This window comes from Acidovorax sp. M2(2025) (assembly GCF_049330835.1).
In the GTDB taxonomy this organism is placed as follows: Bacteria; Pseudomonadota; Gammaproteobacteria; order Burkholderiales; family Burkholderiaceae_C; genus Acidovorax.
Genome location: NZ_CP186262.1, coordinates 2,680,380 through 2,707,156, shown reverse-complemented (window position 1 = coordinate 2,707,156; position 26,777 = coordinate 2,680,380). Strand labels below are relative to the sequence as shown.

Below are 26,777 nucleotides of genomic sequence, written 5' to 3'. Positions count from 1 at the left end.
ATCGTATCTATTGACATGGGGGGCTTGCGTGCCCGCTGGGCGCCAGGCACCGGCTACCATGCAGCCCATGGCTTCTACCACCACCTCACCATCGTCCCGCCCGCCGGTCCAGTTTGGCCACCAGGGCCGCGTTTGCATCATCACGGGCGCAGCCCAAGGCATTGGCGCGGCGTGCGCACGCCGGTTTGCGGCCGAAGGCGCTCGCGCCGTGCTTGCCGACGTGGCCGACGCGCCCGGCCAGGCGCTGGCGCAGGAACTGGGCGGCCTGTACGTGCACTGCGACGTGGGCGACAAGGCGCAGGTCGATGCGCTGGTGGCGCAGGCGCTGGCCGCCCACGGCCGCATCGATGTGCTGGTGAACAACGCCGGCATCTTCCGCGCCGCGGATTTTCTGGATGTGACCGAGGCCGATTTCGACGCGGTGCTGCGCGTGAACCTCAAGGGCTCTTTCCTGGTCGGGCAAGCCGTGGCGCGCGCCATGGCGGCGTCGGGCGGCGGCGCCATCGTCAACATGAGCTCCGTCAACGGCGTGCTGGCCATCCCCAACATCGCCAGCTACAACGTGAGCAAAGGCGGCATCAACCAGCTCACGCGGGTGATGGCCCTGGCCTTGGCCGACCGGAACATCCGCGTCAACGCCGTGGCGCCTGGCACCATCGCCACCGAACTGGCGGCCCAGGCGGTGCTGACCAGCGACGAGGCCCGCAACAAGATCATGAGCCGCACCCCCATGAAACGGCTGGGCGAGCCCGCGGAGATCGCCGACGTGGTGGCCTGGCTGGCAAGCGACGCCGCCAGCTACGTGACCGGCGAGATCGTCACGGTGGACGGCGGCCGCATGACGCTGAATTACACCGTGCCGGTGTAAATTGCGCGGTAAAATACTCCTGATTTGATAGCTGCTCGCGATTTACCCATAAGGGCTAGAGTCTGATTTCTCTCTAATTCATCGGGCGCCCGGCCGGACAGCGGCCCAGCACGCTGGCGATGCTGCGCGGCCAGCCCACGGGGCCAAACCAGGCGCCTGCGGCGATGGCCCAGGCATTGACCAGGCCGTACAGCACCAGCGCCGCGGCCTGTGCGGCGAACACGGCCCCCAGGCCGCCGCCCCAGCGCAGCGCCAGCCAGCCGCCCAGCACTGCCATGGCCAGTCGCACCAGGTTGCCAGCCACCGGCCACAGCAGCCGCCCTGCCCCTTGCGAGGCAAAGTACAGCACCAGGCCCAGCCCGAAGAAGCCATACACCGGCCCTACCACGCGCAGGTACTGCGCGCCGGCGGCGTGCATGGCGACGTCGGCATTGAACAGCGAAAGCCATGCCGCAGGAAATGCGGCCGCAGCCAGCCCAATCGCCTGTGCCATGGCAAACGCCAGGCCGGCGCCGATCCAGGTGGCGCGCAACGCACGCTCCCGCTGACCCGCGCCCATGCAGGTGCCCACCATGGCCACCAGCGGCGCGCCCAGGCCAAAGACCAGCGGCACCAGCAGGTACTCCAGCCGCGCCGCCGTGCCATACCCGGCCAGCGCCGCGGTGCCAAAGCCGCCCACCAGCGCCGTGGTGGCGCCTATCGCGGCATTGGTGGCCACGGTGGAGACGGTGCCCACCAGCCCGACGCGCAGGATGTCCCAGAACAAGGCACCGCGCCAGCGCAGCTGCGCCAGCCGCGGCCGCAGCAGGCTGTGGCGTGACACCAGGTAGCCGCCCAGCACCAGGCTGCCCGCCAGGTAGTAGCCCACCAGCGCCAGCGCACCGCCCGCAATGCCCAGGGCGGGCACGGGACCCCAGCCGAAGATCAACAGGGGCGAGAGCGGCACTAGCACCGCGGCCCCCAGCACCGTCACCCAGGCTGGCACCGCCATATTGCCCGTGCCGCGAATGACGGCCGAGAGGGTGTTGAACAGCCATACCAGCACCGCGCCGGCAAATACCCCGTCGGAATAGACCAGCGCGGCCTCCAGCGCGCCGCCGGTGCCGCCCATGCGGGTGTAGAGCCAGCGCCCTCCTCCCACCACCGCCGCGGTGAACACCAGCGCAAACACGCCGGCAATGGCCAGGGCGTGCCAGACCAGGGCGTTAGCGTCGTCGCGCCGCCCGCCCCCCAGGGCGCGGGCAATGGCCGAGGCAATGCCCCCGCCCATGGCGCCGGCCGAGGTCATCTGCATGAGCATCAGCACCGGAAACACCAGCGCCATGCCGGCCAGCGCGTCCGTGCCCAGTTGGCCGACAAAGTAGGTTTCCACCAGCCCTACCCCCGCCTGCGCCAGCATCACCAGCACATTGGGGGCGCCAAGGCGCAGCAGCGTGGGCGCGATGGGCGCCTCCAGCAGCAGGCGGGTGCGCGGGTCCAACGGGGTGCGCACTGCGTCGTGCGGCGGCCCCCCTGTCTGGGCGGGGCTGGCCGCGGCGGGGGCGCTCATGGATTGGCCGGCGCAGGCGCCGGGGCGCCCGGGCGGCGCGGCACGACCACCCGCACGGTGGCCACCTGCACCACGTCGCCGTGCTGGTTGCGGGTTTCGCTGCGCACGGTGACCATGCCGCGGTCGGGCCTGGAGCGCGAAGGCTGGATCTGCAGCACCTCGCTGACCACATGCAGCACGTCGCTGGCGCGGGTGGGCCGCGGCCAACTCAGCTCGCCGCCCGCGCCGATGATGCCGCCCGCGATGGGCAGGCCCGAGGTCACCTGCAGCCGCATGGTGATGGCCGCCGTGTGCCAGCCGCTGGCGGCCAGACCCCCAAACAGCGTGGCGCGGGCGGCCTCGTCGTCCAGGTGGAACGGCTGGGGGTCGAACTGCGCGGCGAAGGCCTTGATCTGCGCCTCGTCCATCGCGTGCTCGCCGCTCTTGAACTGGTCGCCCACCGCCAGGTCGTCCAGGTACACGGGCGGCCGCTGTGCGTTGGCAGCAAGGTCGGGGGTCGGGGATTCCGTCATGGTGGGCGTTCCTCTGCAGAAGATGGGGCTGGCTCAGGCGGCGGACGCTGCCGGACGCGGCGGTTGCGCTTCGCGGATCGGCAGGTGGACCAGCGCAGCGCCCGCGGCCAGGACGATGTCGATGTACCAGACCCAGTCATAGCTGCCGGTGGCCTGGAAGACGCTGCCGCCCAGGTAGGCCCCCAGGAAGCCGCCGATCTGGTGCGACAGCATCACCACGCCGAACAGCAGGGCCATGTTGGCCGTACCGAACATCTTGGCCACCAGCCCGGCCGTGGGCGGCACGGTGGAGAGAAAGGTCACGCCCATCACCGCGGCAAACACCAGCACCACGGCCGGCGTCTTGGGGGCCAGCAGAAAGGCCAGCACCGCCAGGCCCCGCACCGCATACAGCAGCGAGAGCAGCGATTTCATGCGCCACCGGCCCACCGCCCAGCCCATGGCCAGGCTGCCCACGATGTTGAACAGCCCGATGACGGCCAGCGACCAGCCCCCCACTTCGGGGGCCAGCCCGCAGGCCGCAATGACGCCCGGCAGGTGGGTGGCCAGAAACGCCACATGAAACCCGCACACCAGGAAGCCCGCCGCCAGGTACCGGTAGCTGGGCGTTGCCAGCGCCTGGACCACGGCCTCGCGGGCGGTGAGCGCCTTGACGCCCGACGCGGCGGCGGCCTGCGCCGCCAGCGCTTGCGAATTGCCCCGCAGCACCCACACGGACGGCAGCGCCAGCAGCACCAGCACGCCCAGCCACTGCATGGCGCTGGCCCAGCCCACGGTGGCGGTCAGGCCGATGGCGATGGGCGCCATCACGAACTGCCCGAACGAGCCGCCCGCGTTGACCACGCCGGTAGCAAGGCCTCGGTGGCGCAAGGGCACCAGCCGCGCCGTGGCCGCCATCAGCACCGAAGGCCCGGCCATGCCGGCCCCGCCGGCCGCCAGCACGCCGATGGCCAGCACCAGCCCGGCGGTGGTCGTCATGTAGGGGGTGATGAACGTGCCCAGGGCCACCAGGGCCACGCCCAGCAGGATCACGCGCCCCGTGCCCACGCGGTCGGCCACGGCGCCGGCAAAGGGCTGCGTCAGCCCCCACCACAGCTGTCCGAAGGCAAACGCCAGGCTGATGCTGCCGATGCCCAGCCCCGTGGAGGTGTTGAGCGCCGACAGGAACAGGCCCATGGTCTGCCGCGTGCCCATGGTGAGCGCGAACGCGCCTGCTGCAGCCAGCAGCACCAGCCACAGGGCCCGGGGGGCAGCGGGCACGGCGCTGCGGGGTGGGGCATTCTCATTCTTCACGGGCCGTCTCCTGTTCAGGCGTGCCGGCCAGCAGCGGCAGGCATTCATCCACCAGCAGGTGCAGGGCTTGCACGCGCCCCACACCCAGCGTTTCGTTGAGCGCCAGCTGCGCCGCTTTCCAGTGACGCTGCGCCTGGGCGCGCTTGTCCCGGCCGGCGTCGGTGATGTGGACCAGGCGGCTGCGGGCATCCGGCCCGGCCTGCAACTGCACCCAGCCGGCATCCACCAGCGGCCGCAAATTGCGCGTGAGGGTGGACGCGTCCATCCGCATGGCCTGCGCCAGCTCGCCGGGCCGCACCGGGCCCAGGGTGAGTACATGCGAGAGCAGCGAATACTGCGTGGTCTTCAGCCCGCACTGGGCCATCTCCGCGTCGTAGTGCTGGGCCACACGGCGCATCAGCTGGCGCAGCTTGAAATTGGTGCAGCCCTGGGGGCGCGCCAGCGCGGCGCCGTCGGCTGCCGCGGGGGCAAGAAGGTCGGGTTCGGCTTGCATGGTTTTTATTGTAGCTACAATAATTGCATATGCAAGCGTTGGCTTGTATGCCCCCGCCCTTCCCCACTCCCTGAGGACACCCCATGACCCGACACAACCACCTGGAAGACTGGCTCGCGCAGGAGCGCGAGATCCTTGCGCGCCTGGACGCCGGCCCCGGCCCCGGCGTGGCGCGCCGCGAGCAGATTGCCCACCTGAACGGCCTGGAGCAGATGCAGGCCATGCTGCGCGCCGAGCTGCCCTATGCCCCGATCGCCAGGACGCTGGACTTCCTGATCGTGGAGGTTGGCGAGGGCACGGCCGTCTTCCAGGGCACGCCCCGGCCGGAGCACCTCAACCCCATGGGCACGGTGCACGGCGGCTGGTTTGCCACCCTGCTCGACTCGGCGCTGGGCTGCGCCATCCACACCCGCATGGAGCCGGGCCGGGGCTACACCACGGCCGAGCTGGGCATCAACCTGGTCAAGGCCATCACCCCCAAGGTGCCGCGCGTGCGCGCCGAAGGCCGGGTGATCCACTGCGGGCGCCAGCTGGCCACGGCCGAAGCGCGCCTGGTGGGCCCGGACGGCACGCTCTACGCCCACGCCACCACCACCTGCCTGGTTTTCGATCTGCCGGCACAATCGCGGGCATGAGATTCCTCCACACGATGCTGCGCGTTGGCAACCTTCAACGCTCGATTGACTTCTACACCCAGGTGCTGGGCATGCAACTGCTGCGCCAGTCCGAGAACCCCGAGTACAAGTACTCGCTGGCGTTCCTCGGCTTCGAGGGCGGCAATCCCGGCCAGGCCGAGATCGAGCTGACCTACAACTGGGGCGTGGAAAGCTATGAGCTGGGCACGGCCTACGGCCACATCGCCCTGGGCGTGCCCGATGCCTACGCCGCCTGCGAAAAGATCAAGGCCGCCGGCGGCAACGTGACGCGCGAGGCCGGCCCGGTCAAGGGCGGCAGCACCGTGATTGCCTTTGTGACCGACCCGGACGGCTACAAGATCGAGCTGATCCAGCGCGCCGATGGCGCTGCGGGCCAGGGGCTGCGTTGATTTTGCTATAAAAAATAGAGCTGCCAGCGCTTGCTGCAAAAGCGCTAGAGCCTGTTTTGGATTGAAGTAAAAAAACCCGGCGAGGCCGGGTTTTTTTGTGGGCGAGCCCGGCGCAGACGCCGGGCGCCACCGCGATCAATGGCAATCGGGGCGGTTACTGGCCGCCCAGCACCACTTCCACGCGGCGCGCCTGTTCGTTGGTGCCGGTGGCGGCGGTGACCTCGGGCTTCTTCAGCTCGATCTGTTCTTCGGCCACGCCCAGCGCCTTGAGGGCGTCGTGCACGGCCAGGGCGCGCTGCTTGGCCAGCTCGGCGTTCTGGGCCGCGTCGCCCGTGGCGTCGTGGAAGCCCGAGACGATGGCCTTCTTGCCGTCGGCCACGCCCTTGACCACATCGGCCAGGGCTTCGTTGGCGCCGGCAGCCAGGTCGGCCTTGGCGGTGGCAAAGAAGAACATCACCACACCGTTCTCCACGCGCACGCTGGCTTCTTCCACCAGCACCGGGGCTGTGGCGGCGGCAGGCGCTTGGGCCGCGGCCTTGGCCGGCGCGGCAGCACCCAGGCGCTTGACCACCACGGAGCCCACGACCACAGAAATGACCAGCGCGATGAGCGCAAACAGGAAACCAAGGGCAAAACGTTGTTGGCTATCGTCGTCGGAGCTGGACATGAGAAAAAGGTCCTGTGATGAGAGTGGATTGGAAGGGAAAATCGCGCAACGCGGCCGCCGAACCTGGCATCCAAGCCCCTGGGCCGCCTGCAACAAAGCTATCAATTGTAGAGTGAACGCATGACCCAGCTCCCAGCCCCCTTGCGCGATCCCGCTCCCATGCTGGAGCGCGTGCTGCACGAATGGGGCGGCCGCGAGGACCTGTGGATCTTCGGCTACGGCTCGCTGATCTGGCGGCCGGACTTTGACTACACGGAACGCCGCCCCGCCAAGGTGCATGGCTGGCACCGCGCGCTGAAGATGTGGAGCCGCATCAACCGCGGCACGCCCGAATGCCCGGGGCTGGTGTTCGGCATGCTCTCGGGCGGCAGCTGCCGGGGCATGGTGTTCCGCGTGCCGCAGGTGCACGGCCGGCCGGTGATGATCAACCTGTGGCAGCGCGAGATGGTCACCGCCGTCTACGACCCCCGCTGGCTGGAGTGCCACACGCCGCAGGGCCCGGTGCGGGCGCTGGCGTTCACCCTGTCGCGCAAAAGCCCCAGCCACACCGGCGTGCTGCCCGACCACGAATACTGCCGCATCTTTGCCCAGGCCAGCGGGCGATACGGCACCACGCGCGACTATGCGCAGGCCACCTACGACGAGTTGCGCCGGCACGGCATCCACGACCGCGCCCTCGCCCGCCTCATCGCGCTGGCCCAAAAAGAGGCATAGTGCACGTTTTGCGCCGTGCGCAAGCCCCCGGGCCGCAAGTGCGCGCCCACGGGCCCGCACAATGCCGCGTTTTTCCACCTGCAAAGGAGTTTCCCGCCATGAAGACAACCCCTTTCCGCCTGGCCGGCGTCCTCTCGCTGGCAGCTGCCGCGGCACTTGCCGGCTGCGCGGCCTATTCCAACAGCTCCTCGGGCGCCGCCGGCCCCTCGGCCACCGCCCTGCTGGCCCCCACGCGCGGCAACACCACCGCCGGCACCGTGACGTTTGTGCAGTCGGGCGCCACCGTGAAGGTCAGCGGCGAGATCACGGGCCTCAAGCCCGGCGCCGAACATGGCTTCCACATCCATGAAAAAGGCGACTGCTCCAGCGGCGACGGCATGAGCGCCGGCGGCCATTTCAACCCCGGCGGCAAGCCCCACGGCCACCACGGCATGGGCGAGCACCACACCGGCGACCTGCCCAGCCTGAAGGCCGACGCCAACGGCGTGGCCAAGTTCAGCTTCGAATCCAGCACCCTGCGCGTGGGCAGTGGCGACACCAACATCGTCGGCCGCGGCCTGATCGTGCACCGCGATCCGGACGACTACAAAACCCAGCCCACGGGCAACGCCGGCCCCCGCCTGGCCTGTGCGGTGATCGCTGCCAAGTAGACGGCCACCCGCCCTCCCGATGCCCCAGCCGCTGTCCGTCGCAGCGGCTTTCTTTTTGCGGGCATCAAGGCAAGAGGTGTTCGGCGGCTAGCGGCCGCGCGCCGCCAGCAGCGCCTCGGCGTGGCGCAGCGCGTCCACCGTGTCCACGTCGGTGACCACGCCTTCGTCCTCGACGGGCACCGCCAGGCCCCTGCCCTGCTCCACCCAGTGGCGCACCACGGGCGCGGCGCCTTTCTCGCCCGACAGGGCCAGCAGGGCAGCTCGGCAGGGCGTGCCAAACGCCACGGGGTGCCCGCGCTCGCCCCGGAATTCCGGCCACGCCACCACGGCCTGCTGCTGCACCAGCACCTGGGCCAGGGCCAGCAGCGTGGCGGGCTGCACCAGCGGCAGGTCGCCCGGCAGCACCAGCCAGCCCGCTGCGTTCGCCGTGCGGCGCACGGCGGCGGCAATGGAATCGCCCATGCCGGGGTGGCCCGCGTCTTCCACATGCCACGGCAGGCCGCTGGCGCGCACGGCGTCCAGCGTGTGCTGCAGCACGGGCTTGCCTGCCAGCAGGGCCTGCAGCTTGTGCACCGTGCCGCCCGAGGCGGCAAAGCGCTCGCCCCGGCCGGAGGCAAGGATGAGGACCGTGGGGGATGGAGGGGGCATGGGACGTCTGCGCTGGGGGAGGCCTGGCCAGCCCGAAGTGTGCATCGCCGAGTGCGCCGGGCCGTCAGAAAAAACCGTCGGCCACCGAGAAATCCGCATGGAGTGCTGCCTGGCTGCGCAGTTCGCCCACCAGCGGCCGCACATCGTCACGGCGGCTGTGCAGCGCGTAGGCCAGGCGGCCCAGGGGGACGGCGCTGGGCAGCTCCTGCAGCACCTGGCGGCGGCCCAGGGCCTGCGCCAGCCCCTGGGGCAGCAAGCCCACGCCGCGGCCATGGGCCAGCAGCCCCACGATGGCCCCCCAGTGGTTGCACGCCAGGCGCCGCACGGCGGGCGAGCCTGCCTGGCGCAGCCAGTCGTCCACCAGGGCGGTGACCCCCGAGCCCTGCGGCAGGGTGACCAGCGGCTGCTGCAGCAAGGCGTCTGCGTCCATGCAGCGCACGCTGCCCGCCACCTGGGGCGCCGCGCACCACACGAACGCCGCGTCCGCCAGGGGCACCGAGGTCAAGGCGCCGCGGCTCGCGGCACCCGCGATCACGGCGGCGTCCAGCTCGCCCTTGTCCAGCCGCTCCGAGAGGGCCTCGCCCACGTCGACATGCACGCTCAGCTCCAGGGCCGGGTGGGCGCCGGCCAGCGCCGTCGCCAGCCGGGGCAGCCACGTCAGGGCCGTGAGCTCGCCCACCCCCAGGCGGCAGGGGCCCCGCAGGCCGGTGCTGCTGCCCATTTCCTGGTGCAGGCGGTCGGCCTGCTGCAGCAAGGCACCCGCCAGCGGCACCAGGCGCGAGCCGGCTTCGGTCAGCGTGGCGCGGTGGCCGCCGCGGTCGAACAGCACCTGCCCCAGCGACGCCTCCAGCTCGGTGATGCGCTTGGAAAGCGACGACACCGACAAGTGCACCCGCTCCGCCGCCGTGGCAAAGCTGCTGCAGGTGGCGGCCCAGTAGAAGGCTTCAAGCTGTTTGAGGGTCATTTCGTTTCTATCTGGCAAATAAATCAATCTCAATAAATTCGCTTTCTTGATTTTCGCGGATTCCGGACACTGCCAGCCAGCCGCTGTTGGCACCTGACCGGAACGATCCCATGTCCGCCCCCTCCCCCGCCCTGACCCCGCCGCCCCTCAACGCCTGGGGCGCCTTCGACGGCGCGCGCCGCAGCGGCCGCACGCGCCACCTGCTGTCGCTGGAAGACTTTGAAGCGGCCGCCCGTCGCGTGCTGCCGCGCCCCATCTTTGGCTATGTGGCCGGGGCCGCGGAAGACAACCAGGCCCTCGTCGGCAACCGCCAGGCCTTTGCCGAGCTCGCCCTGGTGCCGCGTGTGCTGCGCAACGTGGCGGGGCGCGACCAGGGCGTCACGTTGTTCGGCCAACGCTATGCCAGCCCCTTCGGCATTGCGCCCATGGGCATTGCCGCCTTGTCGGCCTACCGGGGCGACATCGTGCTGGCGCGGGCCGCGGCGGCTGCCGGCATCCCCGCCGTGCAAAGCGGCAGCTCGCTCATCAGGCTGGAAGAAGTGATGGCCGCCGCCCCCGGCACCTGGTTCCAGGCCTACCTGCCCGGCACGCCCGAGCGCATCGACGCCCTGCTGCAGCGCGTGAAGGCGGCGGGCGTGCAGACCCTGGTCGTCACGGTGGACATTCCCGTGGCCGGCAACCGCGAGAACAACATCCGCGCGGGCTTCTCCACCCCGCTGCGCCCCAGCCTGCGCCTGGCGTGGGACGGCCTGGTGCGCCCGCGTTGGCTGGCGGGCACGCTGCTGCGCACCCTGGCACGCCACGGCATGCCGCACTTTGAAAACTCGTTCGCCGAGCGCGGCGCGCCCATCCTGTCGTCGCGGGTGCAGCGCGACTTTGCCGCCCGCGACCATTTCGACTGGAGCCACGTCGCCCGCATCCGCCGCCAGTGGCACGGTCCGCTGGTGGTCAAGGGCATCCTGAACCCGCTGGATGCCGCGCTGGCGCGCCAGCACGGGGTGGACGGCATCATCGTCAGCAACCATGGCGGCCGCCAGCTCGACGGCGCCGTGGCCCCGCTGCGCGTGCTGCCCGCCATTGCCGAGCAGGCGGGCAGCGGCATGACCGTGATGCTGGACGGCGGCATCCGCCGGGGCACCGACGTGATCAAGGCCCTGGCCCTGGGCGCCCGGGCCGTGTGGGTGGGCCGCCCCTTCAACTACGCCGCGGCGGTGGACGGCCAGGCCGGCGTTGCCGCTGCCATTGAGCTGCTGCGCGCCGAGGTGGACCGCAACCTCGCAATGCTGGGGGTGACCACCTGCGCGGAGCTGGGCCTAGAACACCTGATGGACCGGCGGGTGCTGACGGAACTGGCGCCGCCGTCTCCTGCCCAAACTCTTCCCGTCACAGGGTGATGAAGAAGGGCGTTGCCTTTCGCATTCCCGTACTTTGAAACGGTGATCGCTTCAAGGGCCTCTGCACAGCCCTACAATCCGCCGCGCATGCGCCGCTGGCTTCTCACTCTCTTGCTGGTCTTGTTGCCGCTTCAATCCGTCTGGGCTGAAGCGGCGGCCTATTGCCGGCATGAGCGCGGCGCTGCCAACGGCTTGGGCATGCGCTCTGCCGAGCGACACTGGGGCCACCACGAACACCAGCACGGCAACGCCGCGCCGGCGGCGGATGCGGACGATGCGTCCGGCCTGTTGGCAGGCGCCGATGTGGACTGCAACGTCTGCCACGCCGGGGGCGCTGTGGCCGTTCCCCTGTGGCAACCCGCGCCGGCCCTGCACGGGATCAGTGCGCAGCCGCGACGCCACACGCCCAGCCTGCCCACCCGCGCCCTCGCGCCGCCGGACAAGCCCAATTGGGCCGCCGCTGCCTGATCGGCGGACGGCAACGGCTTTCTCTCCCCTCCTTCGTTAGCCCTGTCGCCAGCGCTGGCCGTTGAATGCGGCCGGGCTGCGGCTGCGCGTGCCCTTGCGCCGATCTCCCTGCGTCTTTTCTTTTTGACTTTCAGGAGATCCGGATGAATTGCTTTTCCCGAAGCAAAGCCGCGGCGTGCGCGGCGGTGCTTCTGTGGGCGGCGGTTGCGAGTTCCGCCGCCCAGGCCCAAACCCTGGCCGAATGGGTGAGCGCCGCGTGGCACCGCCAGCCCGAAGCGGCCTCGACCGCGCTGCGCCAGCAGGCGCTGCAAGCCCAGGCCCAGGCCGCGCAAAGCTGGACGCCCGAGCCACCCGCGCTGCAGCTCAGCACCCAGACCGACCGGCTGAACCGCAACGCGGGCAGCCGCGAACACGAGGTGGGCATTGCCGTGCCCCTGTGGCTGCCCGGCGAGCGCGCACGCACCGCTGATGTGGCCCATGCAGAAACCACGGCCCTGGACGCCCGCCTGCGCGCGGCCGAATGGCGCAGCGCCGGCCAGGTGCGCGAGGCCTTCTGGGCCTGGCAACGTGCGCAGGTGGACGTGCAGGCGGCGGCCGAACGCCTGGCCACCGCCCGCCAGCTGGCCGCCGACGTGGCCCGCCGCGTGCAGCGCGGCGACCTGGCCCGCGCCGACCAGCACCAGGCCGATGGCGCCGTGGCCTCCGCCCTGGCCGAGCAGGCCAACACCCACGCCCAGCTGGCCGAAACCGCCCAGCGCCTGCGCGCCCTGGCCGGCATGGCGCCCACGCCGCAGACCATCGACGCTGATGCTGAACCCGCGCCCACCCCGGCGCCGGGCAGCGCCGACTGGGCCGGGCACCCCGCTGTGGCCGAGGCCTGGCAGCGCTGGCAAACGGCCCGCGCCCAGGTGGCGCTGCTGGAGCGCCAACAGCGCGCCAACCCGGAGCTGACCCTTTCCACCACCCGCACCCGTGATGGCCGGGGCGAGCCCAGCGCGCAAAGCCTCACGCTGGCCCTGCGCGTGCCCTTGGGCGGGGGCGACCGTCACCGCGCCAAGCTGGCCCAGGCCCAGGCCGATGCGCTGGAAGCCGAACTGCAGTGGCAGGCCGAGCAGCAGCGCGTGGTCGCCGACTGGGCCAGCGCCCAGGCCAAGGCCGATGCCGCGCAGGCGCAATGGGCGGCCGCGCAGGAACGCCACCGCCTGGCGGCGGAGGCCCGAGGCTTCTTCGCCAAGTCGTTCAGCCTGGGCGAGACCGACCTGCCCACCCGCCTGCGCACCGAGGCCGAGGCGGCCGACGCCGCCCGCCAGCTGCAGCGCGCCCGCGTGGAGCTGGCAGCCGCCCAGTCCACGCTGCGCCAGGCCGCCGGGCTGTTGCCTGCAGACGCCCCCACGGCGCTGGCAACGCACGGCACGCCACGGCCCTGAGGCGCTGCCCATGCCCACTTCGCACAACCCTTTTCCTTGGATTTCAAGCATGTTGACCCTGAAACCTTCCCGCACCACGCGCTGCCTGCGCGGTGCCAGCCTCGCCCTGTGGGCCGCGCTGGCCGCACTGACCCTGGGCTGGACAGCCGCCGCCCATGCCGACGCAGGCCACGACCACGGCGAGACGCCTCCCGCCGCCGCCGCCACGGCCCAGCCCCGCTTTGCCGCCACGTCGGACGAATTTGAATTGGTCGGCGTGCTGCAAGGCCAGCACCTGAGCCTGTACCTGGACCGCGCCTCCGACAACAGCCCGGTGGATGGCGCCCAGATCACGCTGGAAGTGAACGGCGCCGCCGTGCCCGTGCAAGCCCACGGCCCCGGCGAATACGAAGCCGCCCTGCCCCAGCCCCTGCCCGAAGGCGAGCACGCCATTGCCGCCACCGTGGTGGCAGGCGCGCAAAGCGACCTGCTGGCCGCCACGCTGGACCTGCATGGGGACGAGGCCGCCCACGCCGAAGGTGCCTCGGCCCCCGCATGGCGCAAGGCCCTGCCTTGGGCCGCAGGCCTGGCCGCCGTATTGGCTGCCATCGCGCTGGCCCTGCGGGCAACGCGGCGCAAGCGCCGCACGGGCAGCACCCCTGCCGCCGGAGGTGCCGCATGACCGCCCGCACCGCCCCGCTTGCCGCCCCCACAACCCCTTCACCGAACGCCATGCCCGTCCGCCGCCTCCCGCTGCTCGCCATCACCCTGGCCCTGTGCGCCACTTTGGCCCCCTTTGCCTGGGCCGGCCCAGGGCATGACCATGGCGATGCCCCGCCCGCCGCCACCGGCAACGGCCCGCGCCGCCTGCCCGATGGCAGCGTGTTTTTGCCCAAGCCCTCGCAGCGGCAAATGGGCGTGCGGACCCTGCCGGTGGAACTGGCCCCGCTGGCCCGCACCACCACCCTGCCCGGGCGCGTGGTGATGGACCCCGCCGCCGGTGGCAAGGTGCAGGCCGTGCTGGCGGGCCGCCTGCAGCCCGGCCCCAAGGGCCTGCCCCAGCTGGGCCAGGCCGTGCAGCGCGGCGAGGTGCTGGCCTATGTGGAGCCCGCCACCGGCACGCTGGAGCGCGCAGGCCAGCAGGCCCAGTTGGCCGAGCTGCGCGCCAGCCACGCCCTGGCCGCCAAGCGCCTGGCCCGCCTGCGCGAGCTGGCCGACACCGTGCCCCGCAAGGACATTGAAGCGGCCGAGAGCGAGGTCGCCAGCCTGCAGGCCCGCATCAACGCCGTGGGCGGCGGCCTGCAGGCGCGCGATGCGCTGCTGGCCCCTGTCTCGGGCGTCATTGCCTCGGCCAACGCCGTGGCGGGCCAGGTGGTGGATGCGCGCGAGCTGGTGTTTGAAGTGGTCAACCCCCAGCGCCTGCAGGTGGAGGCCCTGGCCTACGACCCCGCCCTGTCCGCCGATGTGGCCGGTGCCGCCATTGCCGTGGGCGGGCACAGCGTGCCGCTGCGCTTTCTGGGCGCGGCCCGCAGCCTGCGCGAGCAGGCCCTGCCGCTGCTGTTTGCGCCCGCCGCGCCGGACCCGGCCAAAGCGGGCGCAGCTCCCGCCAGCCTGGCCGGTGTGGCCGTAGGCCAGGCACTGGAAGTGCACGTGCAGCACCGCACCCAGCTGCAAGGCCTGCGCGTGCCCAGCACTGCGCTGGCCAAGAACCCCGCCAACGAAACCATCGTGTGGGTCAAGACCGCCGCCGAGCAGTTTGCGCCGCGCGTGGTCACGGCCGCGCCGCTGGATGGCAGCTCGGTCGCCGTCACCGCCGGGCTGGCCGCGGGCGACCGCGTGGCCGTGCAGGGTGCCAACCTCATCAACCAGGTGCGCTGAGCACGCGCGAAAGGCCCCCGCACCATGTTCAAGTGGATTCTGGAAAGCAGCCTGCGCAACCGGCTGCTCGTCATCATCAGCGCCCTGGTCTTGATGGCCTATGGCGCGTTCACGCTCACCCGCACGCCGGTGGACGTGTTTCCCGACCTCAACAAGCCCACCGTCACCCTCATGACCGAGGCGGGCGGCATGGCCGCCGAAGAGGTGGAGCAGCTCATCACCTTCCCGCTGGAGACCACCATGAACGGCCTGCCGGGCGTGGAGAGCGTGCGCTCCGTCTCCAGCGCCGGGCTGTCGTTCGTGTATGTGACCTTTGACTGGCGCACCGACATCTACCGCGCCCGGCAAATGGTGTCCGAGCGCCTCACGGCCATGGAAGAAGGCCTGCCGCCCGGCGTGGTGCCCCGCATGGGGCCCATCAGCTCGGTGATGGGCGAGATCATGCAGATCGCCATCCCCATTGGCGCGCCTCCGGCCTCGGAGCCTGCAGCGGCAAATGCAGCCACCGGCAAGGCCCCTACCGGCAAGGCCCCGCCCCTCAGCGCCATGCAGGTGCGCGAATACGCCGACTGGGTGCTGCGCCCGCGCCTCATGGCCATTGCGGGCGTGGCGCAGGTCATCCCCATCGGGGGCGAGGTGCGGCAGTTTCAGGTGCAGCCCGACACCGCCCGCATGGCCGCGCTGGGCATTACCGAAACGCACCTGGAGGCCGCGCTCAAAGGCTTTTCGGCCAACACCTCGGGCGGGTTTCTGGAGCTGAACGGGCGCGAATACCTCATCCGCCACCTGGGCCGCACCTCGCGGCTTTCGGACTTGCAGAACCTGGCCCTGAGCACCCGCAACGGCCAGCCCATCGTGCTGCGGCAGATTGCCACCGTGCAGTTCGCCCCCGCCATCCGGCGCGGCGACGCGGGGTTTGAAGGCCAGCCCGCCGTCATCCTGGGCATCCAGAAGCAGCCCACGGCCGACACTATTGCCCTCACCCGCAGCATCGAAGCCGCCTTGCAAGAAATGAAGCCCTCGCTGCCCGCCGGCATGAACGCGCCGCGCGTCACCTTTCGGCAGGCCAACTTCATCGAGGCGTCCATCACCACGCTGCAGGGCAAGCTCATCGGGGCGTCCGTCTTTGTGGCGGTGATCCTGTACTTCTTCTTGGGCACGCTGCGGCCGCTGGTGATTGCGCTCACCGCCATCCCCACGTCCATCTTCCTCACGGGGCTGGTGTTCCAGTACTTTGGCCTGTCCATCAACACCATGACGCTGGGCGGCCTGGCCATTGCCATCGGCGGGCTGGTGGACGACGCCGTGGTGGATGTGGAAAACATCATGCGGCGCCTGAAAGAAGACCGCATCCGCCACCCTGAGCACCGCCTGCACCCGCTGGAGGTGGTGGCGCGCGCCTCCATGGAGGTGCGCTCGGCCATCCTGTATGCCACCGTCATCATCGTGCTGGTGTTCTTGCCCCTGTTTGCGCTGCCGGGCATGGAGGGGCGGCTGTTCGTGCCGCTGGGCGTGGCGTTCATCGTCTCCACGCTGGCGTCGCTTTTGGTGTCCGTCACCATCACGCCGGTGCTGTCGTACTACCTGCTGCCGGGCATGAAGCAGCTGGGGCATGACGACACGCGCGTGCTGCGCTGGCTCAAAAGCGGCTACCGGAGCAGCCTGCAGGCGGTACTGAACCGCCCGCGCGCCGCGCTGGCCGCCGCAGGCGTGGGCGTGCTGGTGGCTGCGGCGGCGGTGCCGTTCTTCCCCACCACGTTCTTGCCGCCCTTCAACGAAGGCACGCTGATGGTGGGGCTGCGGCTCAACCCCGGCGTGACGCTGGCGGAATCGTCCGCGCTGGCGCAGCAGGCCGAGCGGCTCGTCAAGCAGGTGCCCGAGGTAACGCACGTAGGCCGCCGCAGCGGCCGCGCCGAGCTGGACGAGCACGCCGAGGGCGTGCACGTGAGCGAGCTGGACGTGGGCCTGCGCCCCGCCGCCGAGCTGACGCGGCCCATGGACGCCATCGTGGCCGACATCCGCGCCCGCCTGGCACCGCTGCCCGCCGCCATCGGCATTGGGCAGCCCATCTCGCACCGCATTGACCACATGCTCTCGGGCGTGCGGTCGCAAATCGCCATCAAGGTGTTTGGCGAAGACCTGGATACCCTGCGCGGCCAGGCCGAATCGCTGCGCGGGCGGCTGGCGGGCATCCCCGGCCTGGCCGACCTGGAGGTGGAAAAGCAGATGCTGGCCCCACAGATCAAGGTGCGCGTGGACTACGCCGCCGCCGCCCGCTACGGCGTGCCCGCGCCCCAGGTGCTGGCCACGCTGCAAAGCCTGGTGGAAGGCGAGCGCGTGACGCAGATCGTGGAAGGCAACCGCCGCTTTGCCCTGGTGGTGAAGCTGCCCGAGGCCGCCCGCAGCATCGAAGGCCTGGGCCAGGTGCTCATCGACACGCCCCTGGGCGCCGTGCCCCTGTCGCGCCTGGCCACCATTGAAGACAGCGACGGCCCCAACCAGATCAGCCGCGACGACGGCCGCCGCCGCATCGTGCTTTCGGCCAACGCGCAGGGCCGGGCGCTGTCCGAGGTGGTGGCCGACATCCGCCGCGTGGTGGCCGAAACGCGCCTGCCCGAGGGCTACTTCGTCACCCTGGGCGGCCAGTTCCAGGCGCAGGAAGAAGCCTCGCGCCTGGTGGGCCTGCTCTCGCTGGTGTCGCTGGTGCTGATGTTTGTGGTGCTGTACAGCCGCTACCGCTCGGCCACGCTGGCCACCCTCATCATGGCCAACATCCCGCTCGCGCTGGTGGGCGCCGTGCTGGGGCTGTGGCTGTCGGGCCAGCCGCTGTCGGTGGCAGCCATGGTGGGCTTCATCACGCTGGCGGGCATTTCGGTGCGCAACGGCATCCTCAAGGTCAGCCACTACATCAACCTGATGCGCTTTGAGGGCGAGAACTTCTCGCACGCCCTCATCGTGCGCGGCTCCATCGAACGGCTCAGCCCCGTGCTGATGACCGCGCTGGTCACCGCCTTTGCCCTGGCCCCCCTGCTGTTCGAGGCCGAACGCCCCGGCACCGAAATCCTGCACCCCGTGGCCGTGGTCATCTTCTCGGGCCTCATCAGCTCCACCCTGCTCGATACCTACCTCACCCCCGCCCTGTTCTGGCTGTTTGGCCGAAAGAGCGCCGAACGTCTGATGGACGAGCGGGATGCGGAGGCGTTTTGATGCAGACGACTACGGCGATTTGCCCCCACCCAACCGCCCTTGCGCTGGCACCGGTATGCACCTTGGTCCGCGCCCACGCTTTGATCGGCGCCCGGCCCCCATGACCTAACCCGCCCCCTGCCGTTCACGCTGAGCCTGTCGAAGCGCCACACAAAGCCGTCCACAGGTCCAGCCCATGCGGCTGTTGTATTGAGAGGCCCTTTTGAAAAACTGAAATATCCGTTCGGGTTGAGCTTGTCGAAACCGCGCGCCGCGCTTCGACAACCTCAGCGTGAGCGGTGGAAGCAGGCGCTGGCCCATCAACAAGCACACCGAAATCCATTCATTCACCCACTTACCAACCAGGAGAAAACCATGCCCTTCAACACCCCATCCACCATCAGCAAACCCCTGCGCCGCCTGTTCACCCTGGCCGCCCTCACCACCGCCACCCTGCTCGCCCCTGCCCTCCCCGCCCACGCCCACGGTGAAGCCCACAGCCACGCCCCGCAGCACGGCGGCGTGGTGGTGGAGGTGAAAGACATGGATCTGGAGCTGGTCGCCAAGCCCGACGTGCTGCAGCTCTACCTGCGCGACCACGGCAAGCCTGCCGACGTGAGCAAGGCGAGCGCCAAAGTCACGCTGCTGAATGGTTCTGAAAAGCAGGAAGCCACACTGGCCCCTGCAGGCGACCGGCTGGAGGCCAAGGGCAGCTTTCGCGTAGCGCCGGGCACCAAGGCGCTGGCGCAGGTAACGGTTGGGGGCAAGGTGCTTTCCGCACGCTTTGAGATCAAGTAAGCGGAGAACTGCTCAATCGGGCCGCCACAGGTGCGGCTCCAGCGCCCGAACACCGGGCGCTGGGTGCCTCGCTCATCAACGCCCTGCACCAATCAATAAAGATTTATAGGAAAAATCAAGATTTCATAACAAAATAAAGAACCTCTGACGAAAAAACATGCCATGACTGCCACCGCCCTGGGCTTTACACGCATTGCCGAAATGCTGGGCATTGAACCCGTGCAGCCCCTGTTCACGCGCAGTCACATCGGCTCGCAAAACCGCACCGAACTGCATTTGGCGGCCGAAATCCGCACCTGGACCCCGCAATACCAGCCCAGCGACACCTTTCGCGGCCACTTTGAATTTGGGCTCAAGTACGAGCGGCTGAACTTCGAGTTCTTCTCCCGCGTGTTTGAGCGCATCAACCCGCTGGAGATCACTGCCTGGCTCCAAGACGCGCCCACCGGCGCCTACGCCCGGCGCACCGCCTTTTTGTACGAATGGTTCACCGGCCAAACGCTGGACGCGCCCGACACCGGCGCCAACGTGGGCTATGTGGATGCCATCGACCCGGCCCTGTACCTCACTGCCACCCGCTCCGCCAACCACAAGCGCTGGAAGGTGCGCAACAACCTGCCCGGCCCACGCAGCTATTGCCCGCTGGTTTACCTGGGGCCGCAGTCCGAGCGCAACCTGTACGACGTGCGGGCTGGCGTGGAGCGGCTGAACACCGCCTACGGAGCCGACCTGCTGCTGCGCAGCGCAGCGTGGCTCACCCTGAAGGAATCCCGCGCCAGCTTTGCCATTGAACGGGAGCAAGAGCAAGGCGACCGCGTCAAGCGCTTTGCCGCCGCCATAGGCGAACTGAGCGGCCGCATGGAGGCTCCGCTGGAGCCCGCAGGCCTGGCCCAACTGCAAACCGCCATCCTCGGCAGCACCGCCCTGCGCCTGGGCGTGCGGCAATCACCCGTGTTTGTGGGGCAATCGGGCTTTCAAGGGCAAGTGGTGCACTACATCGCGCCGCCACCGGCTGCGGTGCAAGACATGCTGCAAGGCCTGCGCAGCTTTGAAGCCAGCACCCGCCGCGCCCCAGCAGACATCACTGCAGACGCCAGCGCAGAAACCGCCGCAGGCACCGCCACCGTGGCACGCGCTGCGGCCGTGTCATTCGCCTTTGTGTACCTGCACCCCTTGTCAGACGGCAACGGGCGCGTGCACCGCTTCCTGTTCAACCACCTGCTGGCAGCCGACGGCGCGGTGCCACCCAACCTCATCATCCCCGTGTCGGCCACCATCGCGGGCTCGCCCGCCGGGCGCGCCGCCTATGACCGCGTGCTCGAATCCTTCTCCAAGCCGCTGATGCGCCGATACGAAGGCCAATACCGCTTTGCCACCCTGCACACCTACCCCGACGGCGTGACCAGCGACTTTCACTTTGCGGCGGAGCAAGACGCCCTGCACGCCTGGCGCTACCCCGACCTCACCCCCCACGTGCGCTACTTCAGCGACCTGCTGCGCGACACCGTAGACCATGAAATGGCCCGCGAAGCCGCCGCCCTGCGCGACAACGACGCCGCCCGCGAGGCCATCAAACAATGGGTGGAAATGCCCGACCCCGATGCCGACCGCATCATCGCGTCCCTGCGCAGCAACGGCTGGGCCGTAACCGGCAAACTGCGCCGCGACCAGCCCGACATCTTTGCGCCGGGAGGTCGACTGCACCACTTGCAGGACGCGATTGTGGAAGCCGTGAAAGAGGTGATGACGCGGCATGGGACGCCTGCGCCATAGGGTTTTATGGAAGATTAAGGCGATTGCTAAAGAAAAATAGGAGTCGCTAGCGAATCTGCGGGCTTGTGGCAGTGCTGATTGCCACGCACCAGCGGCGCCACGACAAGCCCGCTGAGAAGCAAGCTGTCGCAAAACCTCGCCACAAGGTGGTGGCGCAGTGGACTCTGGGGAGCAAAGTGCAATCGGCGCAGAGTCAAATGCAGCGAGGGGGCCGCAGCCAACACGCCCAAGTTCCGCACTTCAAAATTGATAGCTGCTAGCGCTTATCCAGAAAGGGCTAGCAGCACTTTTCATTCAATATGGATGTTCTGCTGCGCCAGGGACGGCTTTAGGCTGGGTGCAGACGGTCAGGATGCGCTGGCAAATATCGGCGGGCGCCGATACCTGACTTTGGCCGGCTCGCCTAGCGGCTGACCGCTGTGCCTGAAGTTGCCCTTCGGCCGCGGCAGGGCGGAGGGGTAGGTCCACGATCTGGCGGCGACGCAGGGCCAACGATTGCCCCCGCTAGCGGAGAAATAGGACTTTCGACCCTGAAGAGACATAGGCAGACCCCAGCCCGGAAGCCAGCCGACTCGCACCCCACGTTTGAAGCTCTGGTCGATGTGCCTTTAAAGTGCAAAATGGACAGCAGTTTCACACCGAGCGCATCAATGAGCGAATCGTCCCAGTCTGTAGTTGAAGCCCTCAAGTCGTTCTTCCAAGACGCAGCCGAACCGGTGATGTTTACCGGCGCGGGCGTTTCAATGTTGGCGGGGTTGCCCGACTGGAAGGCGCTCTTGTCTCAAATGGCCGAATCTGTTCGGGCAAAGGATGCCTTGACAGCCAACATGATGACGCAGCTCATTGCGAAGGGAAGCCTGACAAAGGCGGCAGAATACTTTTGGCTTAGCGGCGAAGTGCCCGACGGGGACAAGAATAAGACCCTCAAGAGCATTCTTGACTCCTATGACGCGACACCTCTCTTGCCACTTGCATCATTGCCGGTCAGTTCCGTTTTGACGACCAACTTCGACCGCAGCATTATTGATGCAATTGCTACCGCTAGAAAGCAAGCTCCCCGCGATTATCGGCTCGGAGACTCTACATTTTCCGGAGCGGTTTGGGAAACCGATCTCTATGTGGCGCGGATTCACGGATGCATTGAGGCGCCAAATAGGATGGTGCTGTCGGATTCGCAGTTCAATGTCATGCTATCCGATGAGATTTATATTGACCTATTGACTCAGACGTTTCTACGCAGGCCGGTTCTGTTCTTGGGATTCTCGTTCTACGACCCTGCGATAAAGTTTGTACTGGAGTCCATCGAAAAGCGGTATGGGCACGCTGCGCCAGGTCGTCATATGGCCATCCTGCCAGATTCCAATGCCTCCGACCTGATTCATAAAGCGAATCGTCTGAATATCACGGTTGTGCAGTACGACTCGGCCGACCGGCACAAAGCTCTGTGGGATGGCATTGCTGAGTTCTCCAGGTCGCTGAAGAAGGAAAAAATCAGGCCGGTGGTTTCTTCCGATCATCCATATGCTGCAGCGAAGCAATACCTTGCAGCGTGCTATACACGAGTTAGTGTTGCCTCTGAATACACTCCGCTTCGCGAAATTGTCATTGAGGGAATTATCTCGGCCTCTCTGCAGGATAGCCACCCGAAATCACTCGGTCTTCCTGACTTGCACGAGAGTGTTCGAAAGGCGCTTGGAATCAAAGGCAAGGAGGTAAACGTCCTGGTCGATGGGGCAGTCAAGCAGCTAGTTGACGCAAAGCTTGTTCGTAGGCACAAGGTTGAGTCTGAGAAGGGAAAGAGGTTTGCCTGGAAAGGTGAGCCCGAGGGCGCGTCGTTTCTCGACGATGCGATAAAGACGCTGGTAACCAGCCTGTGCAACCGAGCCTACGTTCAGGAAGGTTGGAGGCCGCCACAGCATGTTTCTGACGTGATGCATAGTTTTCTTAAGGAAATCGTCTTCCGCAGAGGCTGGGATTTGGGGGCGGCATTTGCATCCGGTAAGGCCCCCGATAATGTGGCATTTCGCCCTGTTCTGCTAGAAGTCGGAGGGCGTCTTTCCGCCTTCGACCGTGAACGCGTTGAGCGTACGGTGGAAAGCCTCTTTCAGCGCCCAACTGAGCAAGAGGGGGCGTTGCTGGGTGAGCTTGGGCGCATCAGCTTTGCGGTTGAGCTGGCCTTTCAGGCACCAAGGAGTACCCTGCTACATAAAACAACGCTGCCGCGGAGACTGTACTTCGATGCAAACCTGCTGCTTCCGATTTTCGTGGAGGGTCATCCACACCATCGAACCTACAGCAATACGCTTCGGACACTGAAGGCAGCTTCTTCAGGCGCCGGCAACAGCCTCCAGCTGGTTGCATATAGTGGCTATTTGAATGAGATGATAAGTCACAAGAACGCCGCAGTGGCATACGTTAAGGAGGCAGGCGATGACTTCGATGCGCTGGCTAGGAGCGACGCAATGTATCACGGCGCTGGCAATATAAATGTTTACATAGGCGCCTATGTAAATATGGTTGTCAACGGCCAAGTCTCAGACTTTGATGGCTTCATTAAGCGAGTAGCCCCATATTCAAATGAGACGGAGCTTAGGCGTTGGATTGAGAAGCAGGGGTTTATTGTCGCCAACTCTGCCAAAAATTCCGCCTATACGAAGCTCTACGGTCTTTTGGAGCGAAGCAATGCCACTCGACTCGAATTCGGCAAGCAACCGATTCTGATTGAACATGATGCGCTGCAGCTTGCCTTGTTAGATGCTGACTGCAGTAAGGGCGAACGGGCGCTCTTCGTAACTGCTGACCGTGCGCTGTACGAAGACATTTCCCCGTCTGATTTTGGTCGCTTGGCTGAATTTATGGTCAGCCATGTTGGCATCGTTCAAATAGTGGACCTCTTGGTTGGTAGCAAGGGAGACGAACAGACCTTGGGCGAGCTGCTATGGAGCAATAAGGTCTCGGATAAGGCGCAGCGCGTCAGGTCCTATCTGACCATTGAAGCTCTAACCAAGTACGACGCCGCGCTTGCAATGGACATGCACTCGGTGGTCGAGGCGCAGTCCGAGGCCATCGCCAAGGAGCTGGAGAGGGTAGGAGCAGACCTTGACTCACATGAGTCCAAGACGCGTGTCAAAGCATTCAGGTCGCTTGGGTCGCTGGAGGCCAACTTCTTCGCAGGCATGAGCGAGGCCATCGACAAGCAGCGCAAGAAGTGAGCCGGCCGTGGGTCGCCCACGGAGGTCGTACTGTTGACGTTCGAGCGCCCCGTGGTCTCAAGATCCAGTGGCTGCTTGGTGCCGGTCAGCGTGAGTTCGATCGGCGACGCTGAGAGGCCGCAATCGCTGCATTGCAGTCACCTCTCCCACCACATCCTTTACCGCTGGTAGCAAGCCGAAAGCTGCTCGCCAAACACCACCTCAGCAATAGCTGGAGCGCTGAGCTGGTGTAATCGAATGGGCTAAAAAAAACGCCGGGCTTTCCCAAACCCGGCGCTCTCTTTTCATCCGCCCCGCTCAAGCCAACTTAAACGGCAACTCCCGCGGCGTCTTCCCCGTCAACCGCGCCACCGCATTCGCAAACGCCGGCGCCAGCGGCGGCAACCCGGGCTCGCCCATGCCCGTTGGCGGCTCCGCGCTCGGCACGATGTGCACGGCCACCTGGGGCATGTCGGTGATGCGGGGCACGGCGAAGTCGCCGAAGTTGCTTTGCTCCACCACGCCGTCTTTCAGGGTGATGGCGGCGCCGGGCAGGCACATCGACAGGCCCATCAGCGCCGCGCCCTGCACCTGGGCTTCCACGCTCTTGGGGTTGACGGCCAGGTTGCAGTGCACGCCGGCCGTCACAGTGTGCAGCTTGGGAGTGCCATCTTTGCTCACCGATGCTTCGACCACATACGCCACCACGGAGCTGAACGACTCGTGCATCGCCACGCCCCAGGCGCGGCCTGCGGCGAGCTTCTTTTTGCCGTAGCCGGACTGGTCCACCGCCAGTTGCAGGGCGGCCTTGTGGCGGGGGTGCTTGTCGCCCATCAGGCGCAGGCGGTAGGCCACGGGGTCTTGCTTCGTCGCGCGGGCCACTTCGTCCAGCAGGGTTTCCATAGCGTAGGCGGTGTGGGTGCTGCCCACGCTGCGCCACCACAGCACGGGCACGTTGACCTGCGGGTGGTGCACCGACAGGCGCATGGGGATGTCGTAGGGCTCTTTCATGCCCTCCACGGCCGTGGCGTCCACGCCGTTCTTGACCATGAAGGCCTCGAATGGCGAGCCCTTGAGGATGGATTGGCCGACGATGACGTGGTCCCACGCCAGGATGTTGCCCTGGGCGTCGAACCCGATCTCGGCGCGGTGCACGTGCATGGGGCGGTAGTAGCCGCCCTTGATGTCGTCCTCGCGGCTCCACAGGGTGCGTACGGGGGCGGTGATGCCGGCGGTGCGCGCGGCCTTGGCCACGCCGCAGGCTTCCACCACGTAGTCGCTGGTGGGGATGGCGCGGCGGCCAAAGCCGCCACCGGCCATCTGGGTGTGCACCTTGATGTTTTGGGGCTGCAGGCCCAGCACCTTGGCGGCAGCCATGGCGTCCAGGCCGGGCATCTGGGTGCCCATCCACAACTCGGCTTTGTCACCGTCGAGCTTCACGGTGCAGTTCAGCGGCTCCATGGGCGCGTGGGCCAGGTACGGAAAGGTGAACTCGGCGCTGATTTTTTGCGGCGCGTTGGCCAGCGGGGCCACATCGGCGGGGATGGCGATGGTGCCGGTCTGCTGGGCCAGGGCGCGGTATTGGGTGAGCAGCTGGGCGGTGTCGGCCTTCTCCACGCCGGCGGTGTCCCATTCCACCTTGAGCGCATCGCGCCCCTGCTTGGCGGGCCAGTAGCCTTCGGCAATGATGGCCACGCCTTCGCCGCCGCGGTCGGTGGGCACGCGCAGCACGGCTTTCACGCCCTTTATGGCCTTGGCGGCGCTGTCGTCCAGCGACTTCACCTTGGCGCCGAACACGGGCGGGCGGGCCACCACGGCGGTGAGCATACCGGGCAGGCGCACGTCAATGCCGTAGTCCTGCTGGCCGCTGGATTTGGCCTGGGCATCGAGCCGGCCCGTGGGCTTGCCGATGATGCGGAACTGTTTGGGGTCCTTGAGGGTGACTTTCTCGGGCACGGGCTGCTGCATGGCGGCCTCCGCCAGCGCGCCGTAGCTCAGTTTTTTGCCGCCGGGGCCCACCACAAAGCCTGCGTTGGTGCGCAGGGTGGATGCGTCCACACCCCACTGCGCGGCAGCTGCGGACACCAGCATGGCGCGGGTGCGGGCACCCAGCTCGCGGTATTGGGTGTACGAGTTCTTGAGCGAGTTGGAGCCGCCCGTGAGGTGCATGCCAAAGGCGGGGTCGGCATAGGCGGGGTTGGCGTCGCCGAGCACGCTGCGCACACGGCTCCAGTCGGCGTCCAGCTCTTCGGCCAGGATCATGGGCAGGCCGGTTTGAACGCCCTGGCCAAAGTCCAGGCGGTTGATGGTGACGGTGACGGTGCCATCGGTGTCAATGCGCACAAAGGCCGAGGGCTGCTCGAAGGGCTTGAGGCCGGCGGGTGCGGCTGCGCTCGCTGCGTCCTGCGCGGCAGCCACCAACGGGTAAGCCCCCAGCGCAAAGCCGGATGCGGCCGCGGCCTTGAGGAAGGTGCGGCGTGGCACGCCCTCGGGGGCTGCTGCATTTGCTTCGGTATTGATAGCGCCTTGCGCTTGATCCATGAGCGCTACCAGGCCTTTTGGCATGTGGTTGCGGGCGGTTTGAGCGTCGAAATGCATGGTGTTCTCCTGCTCGTAACTGTTTTGACGATGTGTTGGGGATGCGGCCTTGCCGCCACCGTTCGCCCTGAGCTTGTCGAAGGGCTCCGGCAGGGAGCGCCCTGGCTTCGACAGGCTCAGCCCGAACGGCTGGTGGGTGGCCGTGGCTGTAATGCGTGCTCGAAATCCGCTCAAGCAGTCAGCGACTTGGCGGCGTCGTGGATGGCGGCGCGGATGCGCACGTAGGTGCCGCAGCGGCACACGTTGCCCGCCATGGCGGCGTCGATGTCGGCGTCGGAGGGCTTCTTCTTGCCCTTGAGCAGCGCGGTGGCGCTCATGATCTGGCCGCTTTGGCAGTAGCCGCACTGGGCCACGTCGTGCTTCACCCAGGCGGCGTGCACGGCCTTGCCCACCTTGTCGTCGGCGGCAATGGCTTCGATGGTGGTGATCTTCTGGCCCACGGCGGCCGAGATGGGCGTGATGCACGAGCGCACGGGTGCGCCGTTCAGGTGCACCGTGCAGGCCCCGCACAGCGCCTGGCCGCAGCCAAACTTGGTGCCGGTCATGCCCAGCGTGTCGCGCAGGGCCCAGAGGATGGGGGTGGAGTCGTCGGCGTTGACGGCGGTGTCCTTGCCGTTGATGTTCAGGGTGGGCATCGTGGGTTCTCCGGGGGGTGTAGCGAAGCGATTGCGGGAAGGCGAAT

23 protein-coding genes are annotated in these 26,777 nt (G+C 67.8%); 14 read left to right on the top strand and 9 right to left on the bottom strand.

The genetic code is table 11. From position 1 onward, the window contains the following. Positions 1-67: 67 nt before the first annotated feature. Positions 68-868, top strand: coding sequence for an SDR family NAD(P)-dependent oxidoreductase (locus ACOYR3_RS12625; protein WP_422842727.1), 801 nt, complete (start codon positions 68-70; stop codon positions 866-868). A 73-nt stretch (positions 869-941) separates the two neighbouring features. Here the strand turns inward: ACOYR3_RS12625 and ACOYR3_RS12620 are convergent, their stop codons facing one another. The 4 genes from ACOYR3_RS12620 to ACOYR3_RS12605 are packed head-to-tail and all read right to left on the bottom strand — an operon-like array spanning position 942 to position 4,715. Next, entirely contained in the window at positions 942-2,417 is a 1,476-nt protein-coding gene (locus ACOYR3_RS12620) for an MATE family efflux transporter (protein WP_422842726.1), read from the bottom strand. Further along, the gene (locus ACOYR3_RS12615) at positions 2,414-2,929 is read right to left on the bottom strand and encodes a MaoC family dehydratase (RefSeq protein ID WP_422842725.1); all 516 of its coding nucleotides are present in this window, start codon (positions 2,927-2,929) and stop codon (positions 2,414-2,416) included. The genes ACOYR3_RS12620 and ACOYR3_RS12615 overlap by 4 nt, the downstream gene beginning before the upstream one ends. A gap of 33 nt (positions 2,930-2,962) precedes the next feature. After that, entirely contained in the window at positions 2,963-4,222 is a 1,260-nt protein-coding gene (locus tag ACOYR3_RS12610) for an MFS transporter (protein WP_422842724.1), read from the bottom strand. Beyond that, complete coding sequence (locus ACOYR3_RS12605) at positions 4,212-4,715, bottom strand: MarR family winged helix-turn-helix transcriptional regulator (protein WP_422842723.1); 504 nt, start codon at positions 4,713-4,715, stop codon at positions 4,212-4,214. Before ACOYR3_RS12605 ends, ACOYR3_RS12610 begins: the two co-directional genes overlap by 11 nt. Before the next feature lie 83 nt (positions 4,716-4,798). Here ACOYR3_RS12605 and ACOYR3_RS12600 point away from each other — a divergent pair, with 83 nt between their 5' ends. Both ACOYR3_RS12600 and gloA read left to right on the top strand, forming a co-directional pair. Beyond that, positions 4,799-5,350 (top strand): PaaI family thioesterase, encoded by a 552-nt coding sequence (locus ACOYR3_RS12600; protein WP_422842722.1) that lies wholly within the window; start codon positions 4,799-4,801, stop codon positions 5,348-5,350. Next, positions 5,347-5,760, top strand: coding sequence for a lactoylglutathione lyase (gene gloA / locus ACOYR3_RS12595; RefSeq protein WP_291489961.1), 414 nt, complete (start codon positions 5,347-5,349; stop codon positions 5,758-5,760). The genes ACOYR3_RS12600 and gloA overlap by 4 nt, the downstream gene beginning before the upstream one ends. A gap of 154 nt (positions 5,761-5,914) precedes the next feature. Here gloA and ACOYR3_RS12590 read toward each other — a convergent pair whose 3' ends face one another. Further along, positions 5,915-6,427 carry an OmpA family protein gene (locus tag ACOYR3_RS12590; RefSeq protein ID WP_422842721.1) on the bottom strand — a complete coding sequence of 171 codons (513 nt, stop codon included), beginning with the start codon at positions 6,425-6,427 and terminating at the stop codon, positions 5,915-5,917. Between the two features lie 120 nt (positions 6,428-6,547). On the opposite strand from ACOYR3_RS12590, the gene ACOYR3_RS12585 reads away from it, so the two are divergent. Together ACOYR3_RS12585 and ACOYR3_RS12580 are read left to right on the top strand one after the other, a co-directional pair. Then, complete coding sequence (locus ACOYR3_RS12585; RefSeq protein WP_422842720.1) at positions 6,548-7,141, top strand: gamma-glutamylcyclotransferase; 594 nt, start codon at positions 6,548-6,550, stop codon at positions 7,139-7,141. A 98-nt stretch (positions 7,142-7,239) separates the two neighbouring features. Next, positions 7,240-7,791, top strand: coding sequence for a superoxide dismutase family protein (locus tag ACOYR3_RS12580; RefSeq protein WP_422842719.1), 552 nt, complete (start codon positions 7,240-7,242; stop codon positions 7,789-7,791). 87 nt (positions 7,792-7,878) lie between these two features. Here ACOYR3_RS12580 and ACOYR3_RS12575 read toward each other — a convergent pair whose 3' ends face one another. Further along, positions 7,879-8,439, bottom strand: coding sequence for an NTP transferase domain-containing protein (locus ACOYR3_RS12575; protein WP_422842718.1), 561 nt, complete (start codon positions 8,437-8,439; stop codon positions 7,879-7,881). A 64-nt stretch (positions 8,440-8,503) separates the two neighbouring features. Further along, positions 8,504-9,403 (bottom strand): LysR family transcriptional regulator, encoded by a 900-nt coding sequence (locus tag ACOYR3_RS12570; protein ID WP_422842717.1) that lies wholly within the window; start codon positions 9,401-9,403, stop codon positions 8,504-8,506. Positions 9,404-9,513: 110 nt separating this feature from the next. Between ACOYR3_RS12570 and ACOYR3_RS12565 the strand changes: the two genes are divergently transcribed. The 9 genes from ACOYR3_RS12565 (at position 9,514) to ACOYR3_RS12525 (ending at position 23,518) form a co-directional block, all read left to right on the top strand. After that, on the top strand, positions 9,514-10,797 hold the full coding sequence (locus ACOYR3_RS12565; protein WP_422842716.1) for an alpha-hydroxy acid oxidase: 1,284 nt from the start codon (positions 9,514-9,516) through the stop codon (positions 10,795-10,797). 198 nt (positions 10,798-10,995) lie between these two features. Next, positions 10,996-11,265, top strand: a complete 270-nt coding sequence (locus ACOYR3_RS12560) for a hypothetical protein (protein ID WP_422842715.1) — start codon at positions 10,996-10,998, stop codon at positions 11,263-11,265. A 143-nt stretch (positions 11,266-11,408) separates the two neighbouring features. Then, on the top strand, positions 11,409-12,692 hold the full coding sequence (locus tag ACOYR3_RS12555) for a TolC family protein (protein ID WP_422842714.1): 1,284 nt from the start codon (positions 11,409-11,411) through the stop codon (positions 12,690-12,692). A gap of 49 nt (positions 12,693-12,741) precedes the next feature. Next, positions 12,742-13,353, top strand: a complete 612-nt coding sequence (locus tag ACOYR3_RS12550; protein WP_422842713.1) for a hypothetical protein — start codon at positions 12,742-12,744, stop codon at positions 13,351-13,353. Positions 13,354-13,403: 50 nt separating this feature from the next. Continuing rightward, positions 13,404-14,549: an efflux RND transporter periplasmic adaptor subunit gene (locus tag ACOYR3_RS12545; protein ID WP_422842712.1), complete on the top strand. Its 1,146-nt coding sequence runs from the start codon at positions 13,404-13,406 to the stop codon at positions 14,547-14,549. Positions 14,550-14,573: 24 nt separating this feature from the next. Then, entirely contained in the window at positions 14,574-17,756 is a 3,183-nt protein-coding gene (locus tag ACOYR3_RS12540; protein WP_422842711.1) for an efflux RND transporter permease subunit, read from the top strand. 354 nt (positions 17,757-18,110) lie between these two features. Continuing rightward, positions 18,111-18,533: a hypothetical protein gene (locus ACOYR3_RS12535; protein ID WP_422842710.1), complete on the top strand. Its 423-nt coding sequence runs from the start codon at positions 18,111-18,113 to the stop codon at positions 18,531-18,533. Positions 18,534-18,695: 162 nt separating this feature from the next. Next, the gene (locus ACOYR3_RS12530) at positions 18,696-20,306 is read left to right on the top strand and encodes a Fic family protein (RefSeq protein ID WP_422842709.1); all 1,611 of its coding nucleotides are present in this window, start codon (positions 18,696-18,698) and stop codon (positions 20,304-20,306) included. 650 nt (positions 20,307-20,956) lie between these two features. Then, complete coding sequence (locus ACOYR3_RS12525; RefSeq protein WP_422842708.1) at positions 20,957-23,518, top strand: SIR2 family protein; 2,562 nt, start codon at positions 20,957-20,959, stop codon at positions 23,516-23,518. 297 nt (positions 23,519-23,815) lie between these two features. Here the strand turns inward: ACOYR3_RS12525 and ACOYR3_RS12520 are convergent, their stop codons facing one another. Together ACOYR3_RS12520 and ACOYR3_RS12515 are read right to left on the bottom strand one after the other, a co-directional pair. Then, entirely contained in the window at positions 23,816-26,095 is a 2,280-nt protein-coding gene (locus tag ACOYR3_RS12520) for a molybdopterin cofactor-binding domain-containing protein (protein WP_422842707.1), read from the bottom strand. A 170-nt stretch (positions 26,096-26,265) separates the two neighbouring features. Further along, positions 26,266-26,730, bottom strand: a complete 465-nt coding sequence (locus ACOYR3_RS12515; protein ID WP_422842706.1) for a (2Fe-2S)-binding protein — start codon at positions 26,728-26,730, stop codon at positions 26,266-26,268. Between the last annotated feature and the right edge of the window lie 47 nt (positions 26,731-26,777).